Source organism: Thauera sp. WH-1 (genome assembly GCF_047806685.1).
In the GTDB taxonomy this organism is placed as follows: domain Bacteria; phylum Pseudomonadota; class Gammaproteobacteria; order Burkholderiales; family Rhodocyclaceae; genus Thauera.
This window is the reverse complement of record NZ_JBLQGP010000013.1, coordinates 1-13,435: the sequence shown is the minus strand read 5'-3', so window position 1 is coordinate 13,435 and position 13,435 is coordinate 1. Positions and strand designations below refer to the sequence as shown.

The following is a 13,435-nucleotide window of genomic DNA, read 5'->3' as shown; positions in this document are numbered from 1 at the left end:
CTCGGGTGCCTGATAGGGCGCTGCGGTGCAGCCCCGCGGTGCAGGCCTGCTTATATCACGAGATGACGCCGACCGTGCGCCCCTGGCCTGTGGCCGGACGGATCAGGGTGGGGGTTCGCCTTCGCCCGCCGTCTCGCCGTCGCCCGCCGGGCGCGGGCGCAGGGATTCCGGGAGCCCACTGGCCATCGGCGGCGCGCCGGCCTCGGCGCCCTGTTCGAGGCGATACAGCCAGGCCAGCAGCTCGGCCACGGCGACATAGAGCTGGGGCGGAATGCGCGCATCGAGGTCGACCTGCATCAGCAGGCTCACCAGCTCGGGTGATTCATGCACGAACACGCCGGCTTCCTGCGCACGCTCGATGATCTCGCGCGCGATCACGCCCTTGCCCTTGGCGACCACGCGCGGTGCGGTCTCGCCGGCGGTGTAGGCGAGCGCGACGGCCTCGTTGCGCAGGGCGGGGCGGGTCTCAGCCATTGGCCGTCCCCCGCGGCTCCACCACCAGGCCGGTGAGCTTGAGGTTCGCCGCCTCGAGGGCGGAGGCGAGCGCGGCGGCGCCCGTGTCGAGCCGGCCGATCGTGGCCGGGTCGTCGGCACGCAGGCGCAGCGCCACGCCGGCCGCGGTCAGGTGGAGCTGGGCCTCGACCCCCCCCAGGCGCGGCAGAGTGAGGCGCAGCGTGGTGTTCCAGCTGGGCTCGGGCTCTGCCTCGCCGCCTTCGCGCTGCGGGTCCTCGATCAGCCAGTCGAAGGGCTGGCCGGGCCAGGCCTGGCCTTGCCACAGGTAGTGCTGCGTCGCCAGCGCATCGAGCTGCTGATGCACGATCGGCATCAGGCGCTCGGGGATGGGTTGGGCGCGCGGGGCGGCGACTTCCTGCACGGCGGTCTGGTTGGCCGCGGCGGTGCGCGAGGTTTCGGCTGCCCCGCCGGCCACTGCGCCCGCTTGCGCCGTTCCGCCGGCAGTTGCCGCGGCGGCGGGGTTGGGGGGGGGCGAGACCGTCGTCGTGGCGGCTGCCGTTGCGCCCTGAGCCCCCGCTGGGGCCGGCGCACCGCCGCCCGGCGCGCGCGGCGCCACCATCTGCTGGCCCTGGGGCTCGCGCAGCAGCGCGGCAGTATCGAGCTTGCCCAGCACCCACTGCGTCTGGTGCGATTCGTAGAACAGCCCGCTCTGGCCCAGCGCCTGGCGCAGCAGCGGCACGAGCTGCGCGCCGCTGGTGGGCGGGGCGTTGAGCAAGGGCTGGTTGGCCGCGAGCGCGGCCGGCTGCGGCGTCGGCTGGCCGGTGAGCAGAAAGCTGATCAGCCGCCCGGTCTGGCTCAGCATCGGCTGCGCCGAGGCGGTGCTGGCGGCGCCGGTATCGACGCCCACCACGCGGGCGAACACCGCGCGCGGCGTCACCTGCGACACCTCCAGCTCGAGCGTGTCGCCCGACTTGGCCGCGGTGTTGAGCGACAGCGTCATCTGCTGCCCGGCAACCAGGGCGCGGAAGGTGCCGTCGGGCAGGGTGCGCTGCAGGGTGGCGAAGAAGCGCTGGCCGGGGACGAGCTCGGGCAGCTGCGCCTGGATCTCGCGCGCGCGCTGCAGGCCCGCGACCGGCGGTTCGGTGTTGAAGAAGCTGGCTTCGTTGAGCAGGCGCAGGCGGGCGGCGAGGTCGGCGGGGATCATCGCAGGTGCTCCATCGGCCCGGGACGTTCAGCCCGCGTGCCGCTTAGGGCGCCAGTGCGCCGTAGGCGTTGCGCACCGCGCGCTCCTGGCGCCCGCCGGCGAGCAGCTTGCGTACGCTGGCGAGAAAGGGGTCGGCGTGAACGCGGATCTCGGCGTCCAGCGCAAGGATGCGCTCGATGCGGCTGCGCAGCGCCTCGGCCTCATCCGGGGCGAGGGCGGTCATCCGGGCCGCGTCCTCGGGCCCGGCCGCGGCCCGAAAGGCCTCGCGCAGCCCCGCCGCCTCGCGCTCGAGGGCGCTGAGCCGCTCCCAGTCATTGGCGCGCGCCGCCTCGGCCATTGCCGTGTAGCGGTCGAGCAGGGTGTCGAGGTCGGCTACGCTGAGCATGATGCAGGCCTTCGCGGTTCAGGCCGCAGCCGGTTTCGCTTGCCCGGCAATGCCTGCCCAGGCTTCGCGCAGCGAGCCGAGCAGCCCGCTCACCTCGTCGAGCGCCGGCTGGCTGTTGTGCAGGTTGGCGTAGAGCAGGCGCTCGCTCATGTAGTCGTAGAGCGCGGCCAGGCGCTGCGCCAGCTCGCCGCCGGCGCTCATGTCGAGGCTGACCTTGAGGCCGTTGATGATGATCTCGATCGCCTTCGAAATTGCCATCCCCTTGCCCGGGATGTCCTTGTTCTGCATCGCGATGCCGGCGGTGCGCACCTGCAGCAGCGCGCCGTCGAACAGCATCAGGATCAGCTTGTGCGGGTCGGCGGTGTTGACGCCGGTTTCGACACCGACCTTGGCATAGGCAGAAGCGCGGTTCTGGAATCCACCGAACATGCTGGGGGCTCTCCCTTCGGGTTCTATCGTTTAGCTGAAGCTCGACAGGCTGGCGAGCTGCTGGGTCAGGTAGTTGCTGGTCTGCGTCATGCTGGCGATGGTCGAGTCCAGCGCGGTGAATTGCGCCATGTAGCGCTTCTGCACGCTTTCCAGCCGTGCCTCGAAGGCTTCGCGCTGCCTGCCGATCGTCTTGATCGAGGCGTTGATGCCCTCGGTGCGGCCGGCGAGCAGGCCGCCGCTGTCAATGAAGTTCTTCAAGCCGTCCGACACCGTCGCCGCCAAGCCCTTGGTGTCGCCGCTGCCGGTGAAGAAGGCTGCCACGTCGCGGCTCGGGTCCTTGAGCGCGGCGTCGAGCTTGGCGCCATCCACCGAGAGTTTGCCGTCCGCAGCAAACGTGATGCCGATGTCGGCGAGCCGGCTGGTCTCGCCCAGACCGGCCAAGGCGCCGCCCACCAGATTGCGAACCTGCGCCTGGATGCTGCGTGCCGTCGAGTCGCCGGTGAGGGTGGCGGCGGCACGCGTCTCGGCGTTGTAGTTGGTGAGGTTCTTCAGCGTGGTCTGGGTGTCGTTGTAGGCCTTGACGAAGGCGTCGATCGCGCTGCGCGCACCGCCGAAGTCCTCGGCCACGCTCAGGCTGCTGGCCGCCTCGGTGGTCTTGGTCAGCGTCAGCGTCACCCCTTCCAGCACGTCGCTGATGGTGTTGCTGCCGCGGGTGACGGTGATGCCGTCCACGTTGATGCGCGCATCCTGCGAGGCCTGCAGCACGTAGCTGGTGTTGCTGCCGGCGGGCACGGTGGGGTTCTCGGGGTCGATGGCCACGCTGGGGTCGTAGGCCAGCCCCGCAGTGCCGCCGATCTGGAAGGCCTGCTCGGCGCCGGTGTTCTTGCCGGTGACGACGAGCTGCTTTGCGGTGCCGTTGTCGATGACGCTGGCGGTGACGCCCAGGTCGCCCTTGTTGATCGCGTCGCGCAGTTCCTCGATGGTGCTGCCGGTGAAGTCGATCGACTTGGCGCCCGCCTCACCCGGAACGAAGCTGCCGCCGTCCATCTTGCCGAAGGTGATGCTGACGGTGGTGGGGGCTTCGGCCGTGCCGGCGTTGGGCACGAAGCTCGTGCTGGCGCCGGTGGCGACGCGCTGCACCTTGGCCAACTGCTCCACCTGCACCGAATAGCTGCCCGCCGCCGCACCGCTCGCGGTGCTGGCAGTAAAGCCGGCGTCGCTGCCCACGGTGGCCTTGGTGGCGGAAAATTTTGCCGCGTCGTTCAGCGCGTTGGCCGCGGTCTGCAGCGCCGACAGGCTGCCCTTGATTTGCCCGAAGGCTGACAGCTTGGCCTGGAAGCTCGCTTCCTTTCTCGCCATCGCGGTCAGCGGCTGGCGCTCGACCGCCATCAGTTGCGAGACCAGGCCGTTGATGTCGAGCCCGGAGCCCAGTCCCGATGCACTCAATGCCATGATCTGCTCCTGTTCTTATGTGTCTGTTGCGGTTGGCTCAGGCTTGCTGCTTGATCAGTAGGCCTTGCAGCTTGTCGATCGCCTTCGAGATCGCCAGCACTTCTTCCGAAGGCATCTGGCGGATCACCTCGTCGGTCTGCGAATCGACGATCTTGACGATGGTGCGGCCGGTATCGTCGTCGATGGAGAAAAGCAGGTTTTGTGCCACGGGTGCGATGGCCTTCTGCACTTCGTCGACGGCCTGCAGCAGGGTTTCACGGTCGGGCACGCCCACTTCGTTGTTGACCGGATCGGGACGGGCGGTGTTCTGCGTGCCGCCGAGTTCGTTGACGCGTGCCGTCTGCGCCTGGGTGTTGCTGCCGCTGCTGCGCTGGCTGCTGGCCGCCGACTGCTGGCTGGCCACGCGCGCCAGTTGCGCGTCCATCGCCGCGTTGGACGATGCGATGCCTTGAATGCTCATGATTCGCCTCCTTCATGGGGCAACGGCGCGGAGCTCCGTGGGAGCTCCGCGCCGAACGCTGGTTACATCAACCGAGTTTAACCGCGGAGCAGCGACAGCACGTTCTGCGGCAGACCGTTCGCCTGGGCCAGCATCGCCGTGCCAGCCTGCTGGAGGATCTGGGCGCGGGTGAGGTTGGCGGTTTCTGTGGCGAAGTCGGCATCGACGATGCGGCCGCGGGATGCGGAGAGGTTCTCGGAGGTCGTTTGCAGGTTAGCGATGGTGGAAGTAAAACGGTTCTGGATCGCGCCAAGATCTGCGCGGCCGGAGTTGATTGCCTCGAGTGCCTTGTCCATCACCGCAATGGCTTGCTGAGAACCAGCAAAATTCGAAATATCAACACCTCCCACGAAAGATGCTGCAGCGGCGGCACTATTAGTTACTGTCGCTCCCGTGAGGTCAGTGGTGAAGTCGCCGTCCTCGCCTGCAACCAGTGACGTGATCGTGACAATGCCAGTCTCTTCATTAAGCGCGGCAACGACACCTGCTTCTGCAGATTTGGCATTAATAGTGCTCACGAGCTTATTGCCAACAGCGTTTTGAGCCGTAAGCTCCGCGGTCGTAGCGTCTAGTGTGTTGTCTGCAACTGCTTCAATCGTGAAGCCCTCGAAGGTGGTGTCGCCAATGGTGAAGTCCGCGACCGTGATCGCATCGTAGCCAACCTTGGTGTCGCCAGCATCAGTGTTTTCAATCGATACGGTTGCCGCAGCAATAGCTGCCGAAGCGAACTGCGCACCACCCAAGGAGTCCGCTTGGGCGTTCGTGATGGAGTCGATAGTAATCAGCTGCCCTGCATTTGCACCTACTTGAAATGCTTGGCCAGAGAAATTTCCGTCCAACAGCTTGGTACCATTAAACTCTGTATTTTTTGCGACACGGTCGATTTCCGCAACAAGCTGGTTTACTTCTTTTTGGAGCGCTTGTCGATCGCTTGTAGAGTTAGTCGCGTTCGAAGATTGAACTGCCAATTCACGAATACGCTGCAAGTTATTCCCTACTTCAACCATCGCACCTTCCGCGGTTTGTGCGAGCGAAATGCCGTCGTTTGCATTCCGTACCGCTTGGTTGATACCGCGAATTTGACCGCTGAAACGCTCCGAAATGGCCAAGCCGGCCGCATCGTCCTTCGCACTGTTGATGCGCAGGCCAGACGACAGGCGCTGGATCGAGGTGCTCAGTGAGCTTTGCGAGGTGGTCAGGTTCCGCTGCGCATTCAGCGAGGCAACGTTGGTGTTGATCGTCTGGGCCATGATGTTTCTCCTGGTAGGTCAGGTTGGTCATACACCCGTATCTGCATCGCTTGCCTTGGCGGGTGCGGAGCGTTTGTTTGTGCTCTTGGTTGCTTTTACGACCCCGGGGTAAAACTCTTTAGCAATTTCCCGCCGGTGCCGCGCGCGTTTCCTGCGCTTGGAGGCTTTTACGGCGTGGGGTGGGGGAACTTGAGGGAAGAAGGAGGCAGGCGCCGGGGGCGCTGTCGGGGTGGGCACGAGGGCGGATGGGGTGCTGGGAGTCGCTGCGTTCTTGAGAGCGGCTGCTTTGGCGGGCGAGCCCGCTCCCACCGGTGAGACGCGCGTGCCGTGACACGACATCGCGTGAGGAAGGCTCGGGACTGCGCTTTGGACGCGCGCCTCTCCCGGCTGCGTCACCATGGCCGGCTCAGCGCTTCAAGTCGCGGTAGACGTTTTCGTGGGGACCGACAGCTTCCAGATAGACCAATCGAACGCCGTCATCGCGGGTGTAGCCCAGCAGGTACAACTGGCCGAGGCAGCGAAACGTGTAGACCCACAATTCGGAGAGATCGCCCTTCTTCTTTTCGCCGATGTCGCGCTCGCTTTCCTGGATTCGCAGCGGGAAGGCGTCCTTGGACATCCTGTTCTTCTGGTGCGTGAGGGAGTGCATCAGCTGCCCAGGTGTGCAGTTACGTCCAGGGGTTCAGCAGGCCTACGTTCGTGGCCTCGAAGTCACCGACGTTTCGCGTGACCACCGTCAGGCCGTGCACCAGGGCAGTGGCCGCGATGAGGGCGTCGCGCTCCGCACGTGGGTCTGGAACATGCAGCCTCGCGCAGCACCGTGCGACTCCGGTATCGACAGGAAGGATTCGTCCGTCAAAAGCCGGCAGCACGTGTTTGTCGAGCCATGCGCGCAGGAGGGCGGCTTGCGCGGCATCTCGCCGCTCGACGAGCAGGATGCCTAGTTCGAGCTCCAGCACGGAAATTGCCGACAGGAACATCGCGCTGGCGGACGTTGCCTCAGCCCAGGCGGCGACCCGCACGTCGGCCTTGCCCGTTCTGGCCTTGCGCAGCTCGGAAACGACGTTGGTATCGAGCAGGTACATCAGGAGAGATCTGCCGGGCGAAAGAGCGGCGCGCTCGCACGCACGGGCTCGAACTCGATGTCCTCGAGGCCGGGCATGGCGAGCAGATCGACGATGCTCGGCTGCTTGGCGATCAAGCTGCGGTAGGACTCGACCGAGAGCAACACGTGGGAAGGACGCCCGCGGTCGGTGATGAAGACGGGGCCTTCGAGCGCGGCTTTCTTGGCGCGCCCGACGTCGTGGTTGAATTCGCGACTCGACAAAGTGGTGTTCATAACAGCATGCTCCGGGCTGTAGGTATGTTTCTACATTCTACTTGGTGGGGTGCCCAACCTGAAGGTTCCATGCACGCTTGCATCACTTAGGGCGCCGGCGGGCAGCGCTCGCCTTGAAGGCCACGACCGCTGGCGGTGTCGCGCGGCGGTCGTGGTGGGGTGAGGCTCGGGCAGGTGTCAGTGATCGGCCGGCGGCGGGCCGAGGACGTCGGTGAGGCTGGCGGCGTCGAGGATGGCGTCCGCCCAGTCCGCGAGGTTTAGTTCGGTGGCTGCGTTGAGCCGGGCTTCAGCCCAGGCGGGGAGTGGGCCGGAAATCGGGGTCAGACCACGATTTCCGGTCCCCAGAAACGTGACGACCACCGGCAGGGGTGCGCGGCGGTCGTGGTGGGGTGAGGCTCGGCAGGCGTCAGTGATCGGGCGGTGGCGGGCCGAGCACATCGACGAGGCTAGCGGCGTCGAGGACGGCGTCGGTCCATTCTGCGAGCGCTTGTTCGCTGGCGGCTTGAAGGCGGGCCTCCGCCCAAGTGGGGAGGGCGCCGAAGCGGCGGGTGAGTTGGCGTGTGAGCACGCCGATCTCGCCTTCGAGACGACCTTCCACGCGGCCTTCCACGCGACCAGCGGCGAGATAGCCCTCGGCCCATTGTTCGATGCGTTGCGACAACATGATGCGTAGCTCCTGCAAGTCATCCAATTCGGGGAGGAGGATGGGGTATTTGCGGTTTTGGATCAAGGCGGCGCGGATCCAGATGGCGACGATGCGGCGCACAGCGGCGTATTCGTCGGAGCGGGTGGCGGCCTCGAGTTCGGTGACAAGGGCTTGGACTGCCTCGGGTGTTTGGGGTTGCTCGAGTTTGAAGATGGCGGCGACGAGGTTCTGCGGTAGCCGGGCCAGCGTCTCGGCGGGGATGGCACCTTCGTCGATGAGCAGGTAGCGCATCTGTGGTTGCAGTGGGGCGAGAAAGGCGGGCGGCTTGGGTAGCAGTTCTGCGAGCGAGACAGGGGCGCGCCAGCGGCGTTCGCCGTTGAACAGCACGATCGGAAGCACCGGCGGGAGCAGGCCGTGCGGGCCGAGCTGCTTGTTGCGGATGAGGTCCTGATAGAGCAGGCCGACGTACACCATCATGCGTAGCGCCATGAAGCGGTCGCTGCGGCTCTGGAACTCGATGAGCAGATAGAGGTAGAGCCACTCCTCGCCGGATTTGACGCGCCAGACGACATCATCGGCGCGGTCGCGCAGGTCTTCGCTGACGTAGTGGCCCTTGACGGGTTCAAGGGTGGTGAAGTCGAGCTTCTGCAGCCAGGGATCGTCGATGAAACCCTGGATGAGGTCGCGGACGATGAGCGGGTTGGAGAAGAGGAGTTTGTAGCCGGTGTCGTGGGATGTGGGCATGAGGGCAGATGCTGATTATGCGAATGGCGTTGTCTGTTTGAATCTTCATCTGCTTGGCATGTTCTGGCAAGGGTTCGGTGAGTGGGGTCGAGGGTCAGGTCTTTCATTTGCTCATCGCCTGCCTTGACGCCTTGGTCTCCCTGAATGTGGTGGCGCATGACCGCGCTGCCTTGATCTCGGCAAGTGCCTCAACCACACTTCGTGTCCCGACCAGCAATCCTTGCACGGAGAGGCCCATGCCGATTCTTTCGGTATTTTTCGGCATCATCGTCCGCATGTGGCACGACGACCATCCGCCGCCGCACATCCATGTCGAATACCAGGGCTTCGAGGCACTTGTTGACGTGCGGACGGGGGAGGTTCGTCAGGGGCGCTTGCCCGGTCGGGCTGCAACCATCGTCAAGGAGTGGTGTCTGCGCCATCAGGACGACTTGCTCCGTAACTGGGAGCATGCCCAGCGTTTCGAGCCAATGGAGCGGATTCGGGGAGCCGACTACGATGATTAAGATTCTTGATGTATCGGTCGCGGGTGATTTCGAGCTGCGCGTCGCTTTCTCCACGGGCGTGGAGGGGCTGTTCGATGGGCGCGCCCTGCTCGCTCGAAGCGGGCCGCTGCTGGAGCCGCTGAGGGACCATGCCTACTTCGCACGCGCCTTCTTGGATGCAGGGGGCTTGTGCTGGCCGAATGGGCTTGAGTTGTCGGCAGCGCGGGTACTCGAGCAATGTCGGGTTCTGCAGGGGGTTTGACGAGAAACAGGGGGCAGACCACGTTTTCCCTACTGTCGCGTTGACTGATGGAACGCAATCAGCCGAGGCGCGAGGGCGCCTTGATGACTCATCGCCCCCGCGGGCGACTCAGCGTCAATACCGATCGGTCGGCAGTAGGGGTTCATCGGCAGCGCGATCGAGTACGGCGAATGCGTCGGCTCTCGCTGTCGTGGCTGCGAGCGACCTGAGCTTCGTCATGTAGAGCATCTGCTCGCGGATCAACAGCCCGTCATGGATCAGTTCGGCGTAGAGGCGGTTCTCGGAGACGCCGAGCTCCTCGGCCACGCGCCGGCCACGGTCGCGCTCCCTTTCCTGGATTCGCAGAGGGAAGGAGTTCTTGGGCATCGTGTTCTCCTAGGGAATCCCTGATCAATTGATATTCTGAGCACGCTCACCCAAGCCAGCCATTCTTGCCGACTTCGATGATAGATTTCTCCGCTTTTACCGCTGCGTTTCGGGGCCTTTTTGGCCCCAAGCGCCCTTTTTCGGGCGCAGCGGGCGGATTTCGCCCATCAACTCATCAAGGCTCGCCTCGCCAGAAAAAGGTTGGTCAATCCGATCAGCGAGAACACCTGCGCGGCGTTCTTCGCGATCCCCTTGTAGCGCACCTTCGTGTAGCCGAACTGGCGCTTGATGACGCGAAACACGTGCTCGACTCGCGCGCGGATCGACGACATCCTGTGGTTGAAGCGCTTGTTTGCCCCGGTCAGCGGATGCTGTTTGCTGGCCTTGAGCGACACGCCCCAGAAGACACCGGCCTTGCGAGCCAGACCCTTGAGCTTGTTGTTCACGTAGCCCTTGTCGCCGAAGACCGCCCGGTCATCCTCACGCACAAGGTGAGGCAATTGGCTGATGTCCGATGCGTTGGCCGGCGTGACCGAAACCGTATGCACAAGTCCGGAATTGACGTCGGCACCGACGTGGACCTTCATGCCGAAGTACCACTGATTGCCTTTCTTCGTCTGATGCATCTCTGGATCGCGCTTCTTGTCCTCGTTTTTCGTCGAGGGCGGGGCGTGGATGATGGTCGCATCGACCATGGTGCCGCCCTTGAGCAGCAAGCCACGTTGTTCGAGCGTGTCGTTGATGATGTTCATCATCTGCGCGGTCAGCCCGTGCTTCTCAAGCAGGTGGCGGAACTTGAGGATCGTCGTCTCGTCGGGCATCGCGTCGTTGGTCAGATCGAGGCCGGCAAAGCGGCGCATCGACTCGATCTCGTAGAGCGCGTCTTCCATCGCCGGATCCGACAGCGCGTACCACTGCTGCATGAAGTAGATCCGCAGCATCGTCGCCAGCGGCATCGGCGGGCGGCCACGACGCCCTGTCGTCGGGTAGTGCGGTTCGATCACCGCCAGCAGCGCGGCCCAAGGCACCACCGTCTCCATCTCGGCGAGGAAGCGCTCCCGGCGAGTCTGTTTCTTCTTCCGGTCGAAGGCCAGCGAGGCGAAGGTTGTTTGCTTCATGGCAGCAGTACGGTTTATGAATTCAGTATTTTACCGGCTCTGAATAGATCAGAGCTTCCCTAGCAGGGCGTTGAAAATCTCACCGTCACCTTCGGTCCCCAGTTGCCCAGGGCAATCGCACCGACTTTGCATAGCTCAAATCAATAAATCGTTAACTTTCATAGCCTTGCGAGACCCCTGTTCACATTGTCATAAATTGTGTAGTTTCCTACCTTTTTGGGCTCCCCATGAAGGCAGGAAACGTCATGCCGCTGACGCAGGTGTTCGTCTCGATTTCCGACCCGCGCAGCGCGCGGCACAAACGCCACGACCTGTCCGAGTTGCTGACGGTGGCGGTGTGCGCGGTGCTGTCGGGTGTCGACGACTTCGTCGACATCGAGCTGTGGGCCAAGGCCAAGATCGACTGGCTGCGAGGCTTCATGAAGCTTGAGCACGGCATCCCGTCTCACGACACGATCGGACGCGTGTTCGGCCTGATCGCGCCGGACGAGTTCGAGTCCGCGTTCCGGCGCTGGGTGGGCATGGTGGTGCCGGCGCTGGCCGGGGATACGGTGGTGGCCATCGATGGGAAGACGAGCAGGCGCTCGGGCGGCAAGGGCAAGACCGACGCCAGTCCGCTGCACCTGGTCAGCGCGTTTGCGGCTGGCATGGGCGTCGTGCTGGGCCAGACGGCGACCGCCGAGAAGTCGAACGAGATCACCGCGATTCCCGAACTGCTCGCCAAGCTGGCGATCGAGGGCTGCGTGGTGACGATCGACGCAATGGGCACCCAGACGAAGATTGCCCGCACGATCCGCGAGCGCAGCGCGCATTACGTGCTGTGTGTGAAGGAGAACCATCCTAACTTGCACGATTCGATCCTGTTCGCCGACATCGATCCGCGAGGGCCGCTGACGCCGAGCTCGACCCATGAGACCACGATCAAGGACCACGGCCGCATCGAAATCCGTCGATGCCGTGCCTACGCCGCGATCGATCGCCTCTACAAGTCCGAGGACTGGCAGGACCTGGCCAGTTTCGCGGTGGTCGAGCGCATTCGCACCGTGGGCGATCACACCAGCACCGAGCGCGTCTTCTACATCAGCAGCCTGCCTGCCGACGCCGAGCGCATCGCTCGGGCCGTACGCAGTCACTGGGAGATCGAGAATCGACTTCACTGGTGTCTGGATGTGCAGTTCAACGAGGATCAGTCACGCGTACGCAGCGGCTATGCCGCCAACAACCTGGCCATCGTTCGCCACATCGTGATGAACCTGCTGCGGCTCAATACGACGCGCAAAGCGAGCATCAAGTCCAAGCGCATGCTGGCGGCGACGATCGACGAGTTTCGCGCCGAGCTACTTGGGGTTATGACATGAAGGTGCAATTGCCCTGCCCAGTTGCCTGGGAAAAAATCGACGCAGAGAAGATCCGTCCCGAGCCGCCCTGATGACGCTTCCAGCCGCTTTTCCCGCCGATTGTGCAACCGCAATTCAGCAGCGCTCCCGTCGCTGCAAAGCCAACGTATTCAACAATCCAATGCCGCAATACGAATGGCGCGCTTGCGCCATCGGATTACGGCGCCAGCAAATTACCCAGCCGCGTCAGGTTGTAGGCGGCGAAATTGAGCAGCGCATGCGCGCGAATCGTTTCCAGCCCGCGCGCCATCAGACGGCGCAGCGTGCCGATGTCCTTCGCCCAGCCGAACGCCTCTTCGATCATCTTTCGACGACGCAGGCTGACTGCATAGCCCTCCGTGGCCTTGAGCGCCACGGGGACGGCACTGCCCTTGGTCTTGGCGGCAACGTGCGCCAGTACGCCCAGCGGCGCGAGCGCAGCGACAAACTCGGCGGTGTCGTAACCCCGGTCGGCGGCCAGGGTCGGCTCGCGCGTCGCGTCGGCCGGCTTCACGGTGCGCTTGACCATCACCAGCGCGGCCTCGCGCTCGGCGGTGCCGGTGGCCTGCGTGGTATGCACATCGACGATCAGCCCGTTGCGGTTCTCCGCCAACGCATGGGTCGTGAAACTCAGGTAGGCGCCTGCGCCGCCTTTGCTGGCCAGCAAGGCCTGCGGGTCGGTGCGCGAGACGTGCGTCTTGTTCGAGCGTTTCTGGCCTCGGAAGTCCACCTCGGGGTTGCGCCCCTGGTCCGGCCCCGGCGGCTCATCGGAGCCGTCGCGCGCCATCAGGCTCTTGTGCGAGGCCCACGCCCGCAGCAGCGAGCCATCGACACTGAAATGCTCGTCCGAGACCAGATCTGCCCACTCGGCAATCGCCACCACGCCACCAAAGAATTCGCGCATCACGCTTTCCTTGAGCAGCCGTTCGCGATTGGCGCTGAACGTCGAGTGGTCCCATACCGGATCGTCCAGCGTCAGGCCGACAAACCAACGGAACATCATGTTGAAGTCGATGTGCTCGACCAGCGCGCGCTCCGAGCGAATGGAAAACAGGCATTGCAGCAACGACGCGCGCAGCAGGCGTTCCGGCGCAATCGAGGGGCGTCCGCCCTCGGCATAGAGCGCATCGAAATGCGGCGACATCGTGCGCAAAACCATATCGGCCAGCGTCTTGATCCGGCGCAACGGATGATCTGGAGCAATTCGATCTTCGATATTGACGTAGCTGAACAGGGCGTTCTGTTTGTGGTCGATGCCGCGCATGGGAATAATTCGTGTCGAAATGCAGACGTAATTATATCAGCCGTAGAGCCCGCGCAGATGCTGGAAAGTGCATTAAATCAACACCCTGCTAGTGTAGTGCTGTGCTCTTGAGGATACTTAATTGACGACTTCCGCTATCATGCTTCATGCATGCGGAGCGGAG

Annotated in this window: 17 protein-coding genes; 3 read left to right on the top strand and 14 right to left on the bottom strand. The window is 64.2% G+C overall.

The features are described from left to right. Window positions 1-102: 102 nt before the first annotated feature. From ACMV5O_RS13385 to ACMV5O_RS13335, 11 genes are all read right to left on the bottom strand, one after another. On the bottom strand, window positions 103-474 hold the full coding sequence (locus ACMV5O_RS13385) for an EscU/YscU/HrcU family type III secretion system export apparatus switch protein (protein WP_416163920.1): 372 nt from the start codon (window positions 472-474) through the stop codon (window positions 103-105). Then, on the bottom strand, window positions 467-1,657 hold the full coding sequence (locus ACMV5O_RS13380; RefSeq protein WP_416163919.1) for a flagellar hook-length control protein FliK: 1,191 nt from the start codon (window positions 1,655-1,657) through the stop codon (window positions 467-469). Before ACMV5O_RS13380 ends, ACMV5O_RS13385 begins: the two co-directional genes overlap by 8 nt. Window positions 1,658-1,700: 43 nt before the next feature. Then, window positions 1,701-2,042 carry a flagellar protein FliT gene (locus ACMV5O_RS13375; RefSeq protein ID WP_416163918.1) on the bottom strand — a complete coding sequence of 114 codons (342 nt, stop codon included), beginning with the start codon at window positions 2,040-2,042 and terminating at the stop codon, window positions 1,701-1,703. An 18-nt stretch (window positions 2,043-2,060) separates the two neighbouring features. Then, the gene (fliS, locus tag ACMV5O_RS13370) at window positions 2,061-2,471 is read right to left on the bottom strand and encodes a flagellar export chaperone FliS (RefSeq protein WP_416163917.1); all 411 of its coding nucleotides are present in this window, start codon (window positions 2,469-2,471) and stop codon (window positions 2,061-2,063) included. A gap of 30 nt (window positions 2,472-2,501) precedes the next feature. Then, window positions 2,502-3,923, bottom strand: a complete 1,422-nt coding sequence (gene fliD, locus ACMV5O_RS13365) for a flagellar filament capping protein FliD (protein ID WP_416163916.1) — start codon at window positions 3,921-3,923, stop codon at window positions 2,502-2,504. Between the two features lie 37 nt (window positions 3,924-3,960). After that, window positions 3,961-4,383, bottom strand: coding sequence for a flagellar protein FlaG (locus tag ACMV5O_RS13360; protein ID WP_416163915.1), 423 nt, complete (start codon window positions 4,381-4,383; stop codon window positions 3,961-3,963). 77 nt (window positions 4,384-4,460) lie between these two features. Next, complete coding sequence (locus ACMV5O_RS13355; RefSeq protein WP_416163914.1) at window positions 4,461-5,672, bottom strand: flagellin; 1,212 nt, start codon at window positions 5,670-5,672, stop codon at window positions 4,461-4,463. 406 nt (window positions 5,673-6,078) lie between these two features. Then, a complete protein-coding gene (locus ACMV5O_RS13350; RefSeq protein WP_416163913.1) occupies window positions 6,079-6,291 on the bottom strand; it encodes a type II toxin-antitoxin system RelE/ParE family toxin in 213 nt (70 codons plus the stop codon). Window positions 6,292-6,340: 49 nt separating this feature from the next. Continuing rightward, window positions 6,341-6,757: a type II toxin-antitoxin system VapC family toxin gene (locus ACMV5O_RS13345; RefSeq protein ID WP_297313942.1), complete on the bottom strand. Its 417-nt coding sequence runs from the start codon at window positions 6,755-6,757 to the stop codon at window positions 6,341-6,343. Next, window positions 6,757-7,011 carry a type II toxin-antitoxin system Phd/YefM family antitoxin gene (locus tag ACMV5O_RS13340; RefSeq protein ID WP_297313943.1) on the bottom strand — a complete coding sequence of 85 codons (255 nt, stop codon included), beginning with the start codon at window positions 7,009-7,011 and terminating at the stop codon, window positions 6,757-6,759. The genes ACMV5O_RS13345 and ACMV5O_RS13340 overlap by 1 nt, the downstream gene beginning before the upstream one ends. A 406-nt stretch (window positions 7,012-7,417) precedes the next feature. Next, window positions 7,418-8,401, bottom strand: a complete 984-nt coding sequence (locus ACMV5O_RS13335; protein WP_416163912.1) for an Rpn family recombination-promoting nuclease/putative transposase — start codon at window positions 8,399-8,401, stop codon at window positions 7,418-7,420. A gap of 236 nt (window positions 8,402-8,637) precedes the next feature. Here ACMV5O_RS13335 and ACMV5O_RS13330 point away from each other — a divergent pair, with 236 nt between their 5' ends. Next, the gene (locus ACMV5O_RS13330; protein ID WP_416163911.1) at window positions 8,638-8,907 is read left to right on the top strand and encodes a DUF4160 domain-containing protein; all 270 of its coding nucleotides are present in this window, start codon (window positions 8,638-8,640) and stop codon (window positions 8,905-8,907) included. After that, complete coding sequence (locus ACMV5O_RS13325; protein ID WP_416163910.1) at window positions 8,900-9,148, top strand: DUF2442 domain-containing protein; 249 nt, start codon at window positions 8,900-8,902, stop codon at window positions 9,146-9,148. Before ACMV5O_RS13330 ends, ACMV5O_RS13325 begins: the two co-directional genes overlap by 8 nt. A gap of 114 nt (window positions 9,149-9,262) precedes the next feature. On the opposite strand, the gene ACMV5O_RS13320 is transcribed toward ACMV5O_RS13325, so the two are convergent. Together ACMV5O_RS13320 and ACMV5O_RS13315 are read right to left on the bottom strand one after the other, a co-directional pair. Then, window positions 9,263-9,514 carry a hypothetical protein gene (locus ACMV5O_RS13320; protein ID WP_416163909.1) on the bottom strand — a complete coding sequence of 84 codons (252 nt, stop codon included), beginning with the start codon at window positions 9,512-9,514 and terminating at the stop codon, window positions 9,263-9,265. A gap of 167 nt (window positions 9,515-9,681) precedes the next feature. Continuing rightward, window positions 9,682-10,632, bottom strand: coding sequence for an IS5 family transposase (locus tag ACMV5O_RS13315; RefSeq protein WP_416163908.1), 951 nt, complete (start codon window positions 10,630-10,632; stop codon window positions 9,682-9,684). Window positions 10,633-10,859: 227 nt separating this feature from the next. Between ACMV5O_RS13315 and ACMV5O_RS13310 the strand changes: the two genes are divergently transcribed. Next, window positions 10,860-11,990: an ISAs1 family transposase gene (locus tag ACMV5O_RS13310; protein ID WP_416163907.1), complete on the top strand. Its 1,131-nt coding sequence runs from the start codon at window positions 10,860-10,862 to the stop codon at window positions 11,988-11,990. A 196-nt stretch (window positions 11,991-12,186) separates the two neighbouring features. On the opposite strand, the gene ACMV5O_RS13305 is transcribed toward ACMV5O_RS13310, so the two are convergent. After that, on the bottom strand, window positions 12,187-13,272 hold the full coding sequence (locus tag ACMV5O_RS13305) for an IS5 family transposase (protein WP_416163906.1): 1,086 nt from the start codon (window positions 13,270-13,272) through the stop codon (window positions 12,187-12,189). Between the last annotated feature and the right edge of the window lie 163 nt (window positions 13,273-13,435).

What these genes read in the sequence shown, in the direction of transcription:
- ACMV5O_RS13385 (WP_416163920.1), bottom strand. Translation starts at nt 474, where the DNA reads ATGGCTGAGACCCGCCCCGCCCTGCGCAACGAGGCCGTCGCGCTCGCC.
- ACMV5O_RS13380 (WP_416163919.1), bottom strand. Translation starts at nt 1,657, where the DNA reads ATGATCCCCGCCGACCTCGCCGCCCGCCTGCGCCTGCTCAACGAAGCC.
- ACMV5O_RS13375 (WP_416163918.1), bottom strand. Translation starts at nt 2,042, where the DNA reads ATGCTCAGCGTAGCCGACCTCGACACCCTGCTCGACCGCTACACGGCA.
- fliS (WP_416163917.1), bottom strand. Translation starts at nt 2,471, where the DNA reads ATGTTCGGTGGATTCCAGAACCGCGCTTCTGCCTATGCCAAGGTCGGT.
- fliD (WP_416163916.1), bottom strand. Translation starts at nt 3,923, where the DNA reads ATGGCATTGAGTGCATCGGGACTGGGCTCCGGGCTCGACATCAACGGC.
- ACMV5O_RS13360 (WP_416163915.1), bottom strand. Translation starts at nt 4,383, where the DNA reads ATGAGCATTCAAGGCATCGCATCGTCCAACGCGGCGATGGACGCGCAA.
- ACMV5O_RS13355 (WP_416163914.1), bottom strand. Translation starts at nt 5,672, where the DNA reads ATGGCCCAGACGATCAACACCAACGTTGCCTCGCTGAATGCGCAGCGG.
- ACMV5O_RS13350 (WP_416163913.1), bottom strand. Translation starts at nt 6,291, where the DNA reads ATGTCCAAGGACGCCTTCCCGCTGCGAATCCAGGAAAGCGAGCGCGAC.
- ACMV5O_RS13345 (WP_297313942.1), bottom strand. Translation starts at nt 6,757, where the DNA reads ATGTACCTGCTCGATACCAACGTCGTTTCCGAGCTGCGCAAGGCCAGA.
- ACMV5O_RS13340 (WP_297313943.1), bottom strand. Translation starts at nt 7,011, where the DNA reads ATGAACACCACTTTGTCGAGTCGCGAATTCAACCACGACGTCGGGCGC.
- ACMV5O_RS13335 (WP_416163912.1), bottom strand. Translation starts at nt 8,401, where the DNA reads ATGCCCACATCCCACGACACCGGCTACAAACTCCTCTTCTCCAACCCG.
- ACMV5O_RS13330 (WP_416163911.1), top strand. Translation starts at nt 8,638, where the DNA reads ATGCCGATTCTTTCGGTATTTTTCGGCATCATCGTCCGCATGTGGCAC.
- ACMV5O_RS13325 (WP_416163910.1), top strand. Translation starts at nt 8,900, where the DNA reads ATGATTAAGATTCTTGATGTATCGGTCGCGGGTGATTTCGAGCTGCGC.
- ACMV5O_RS13320 (WP_416163909.1), bottom strand. Translation starts at nt 9,514, where the DNA reads ATGCCCAAGAACTCCTTCCCTCTGCGAATCCAGGAAAGGGAGCGCGAC.
- ACMV5O_RS13315 (WP_416163908.1), bottom strand. Translation starts at nt 10,632, where the DNA reads ATGAAGCAAACAACCTTCGCCTCGCTGGCCTTCGACCGGAAGAAGAAA.
- ACMV5O_RS13310 (WP_416163907.1), top strand. Translation starts at nt 10,860, where the DNA reads ATGAAGGCAGGAAACGTCATGCCGCTGACGCAGGTGTTCGTCTCGATT.
- ACMV5O_RS13305 (WP_416163906.1), bottom strand. Translation starts at nt 13,272, where the DNA reads ATGCGCGGCATCGACCACAAACAGAACGCCCTGTTCAGCTACGTCAAT.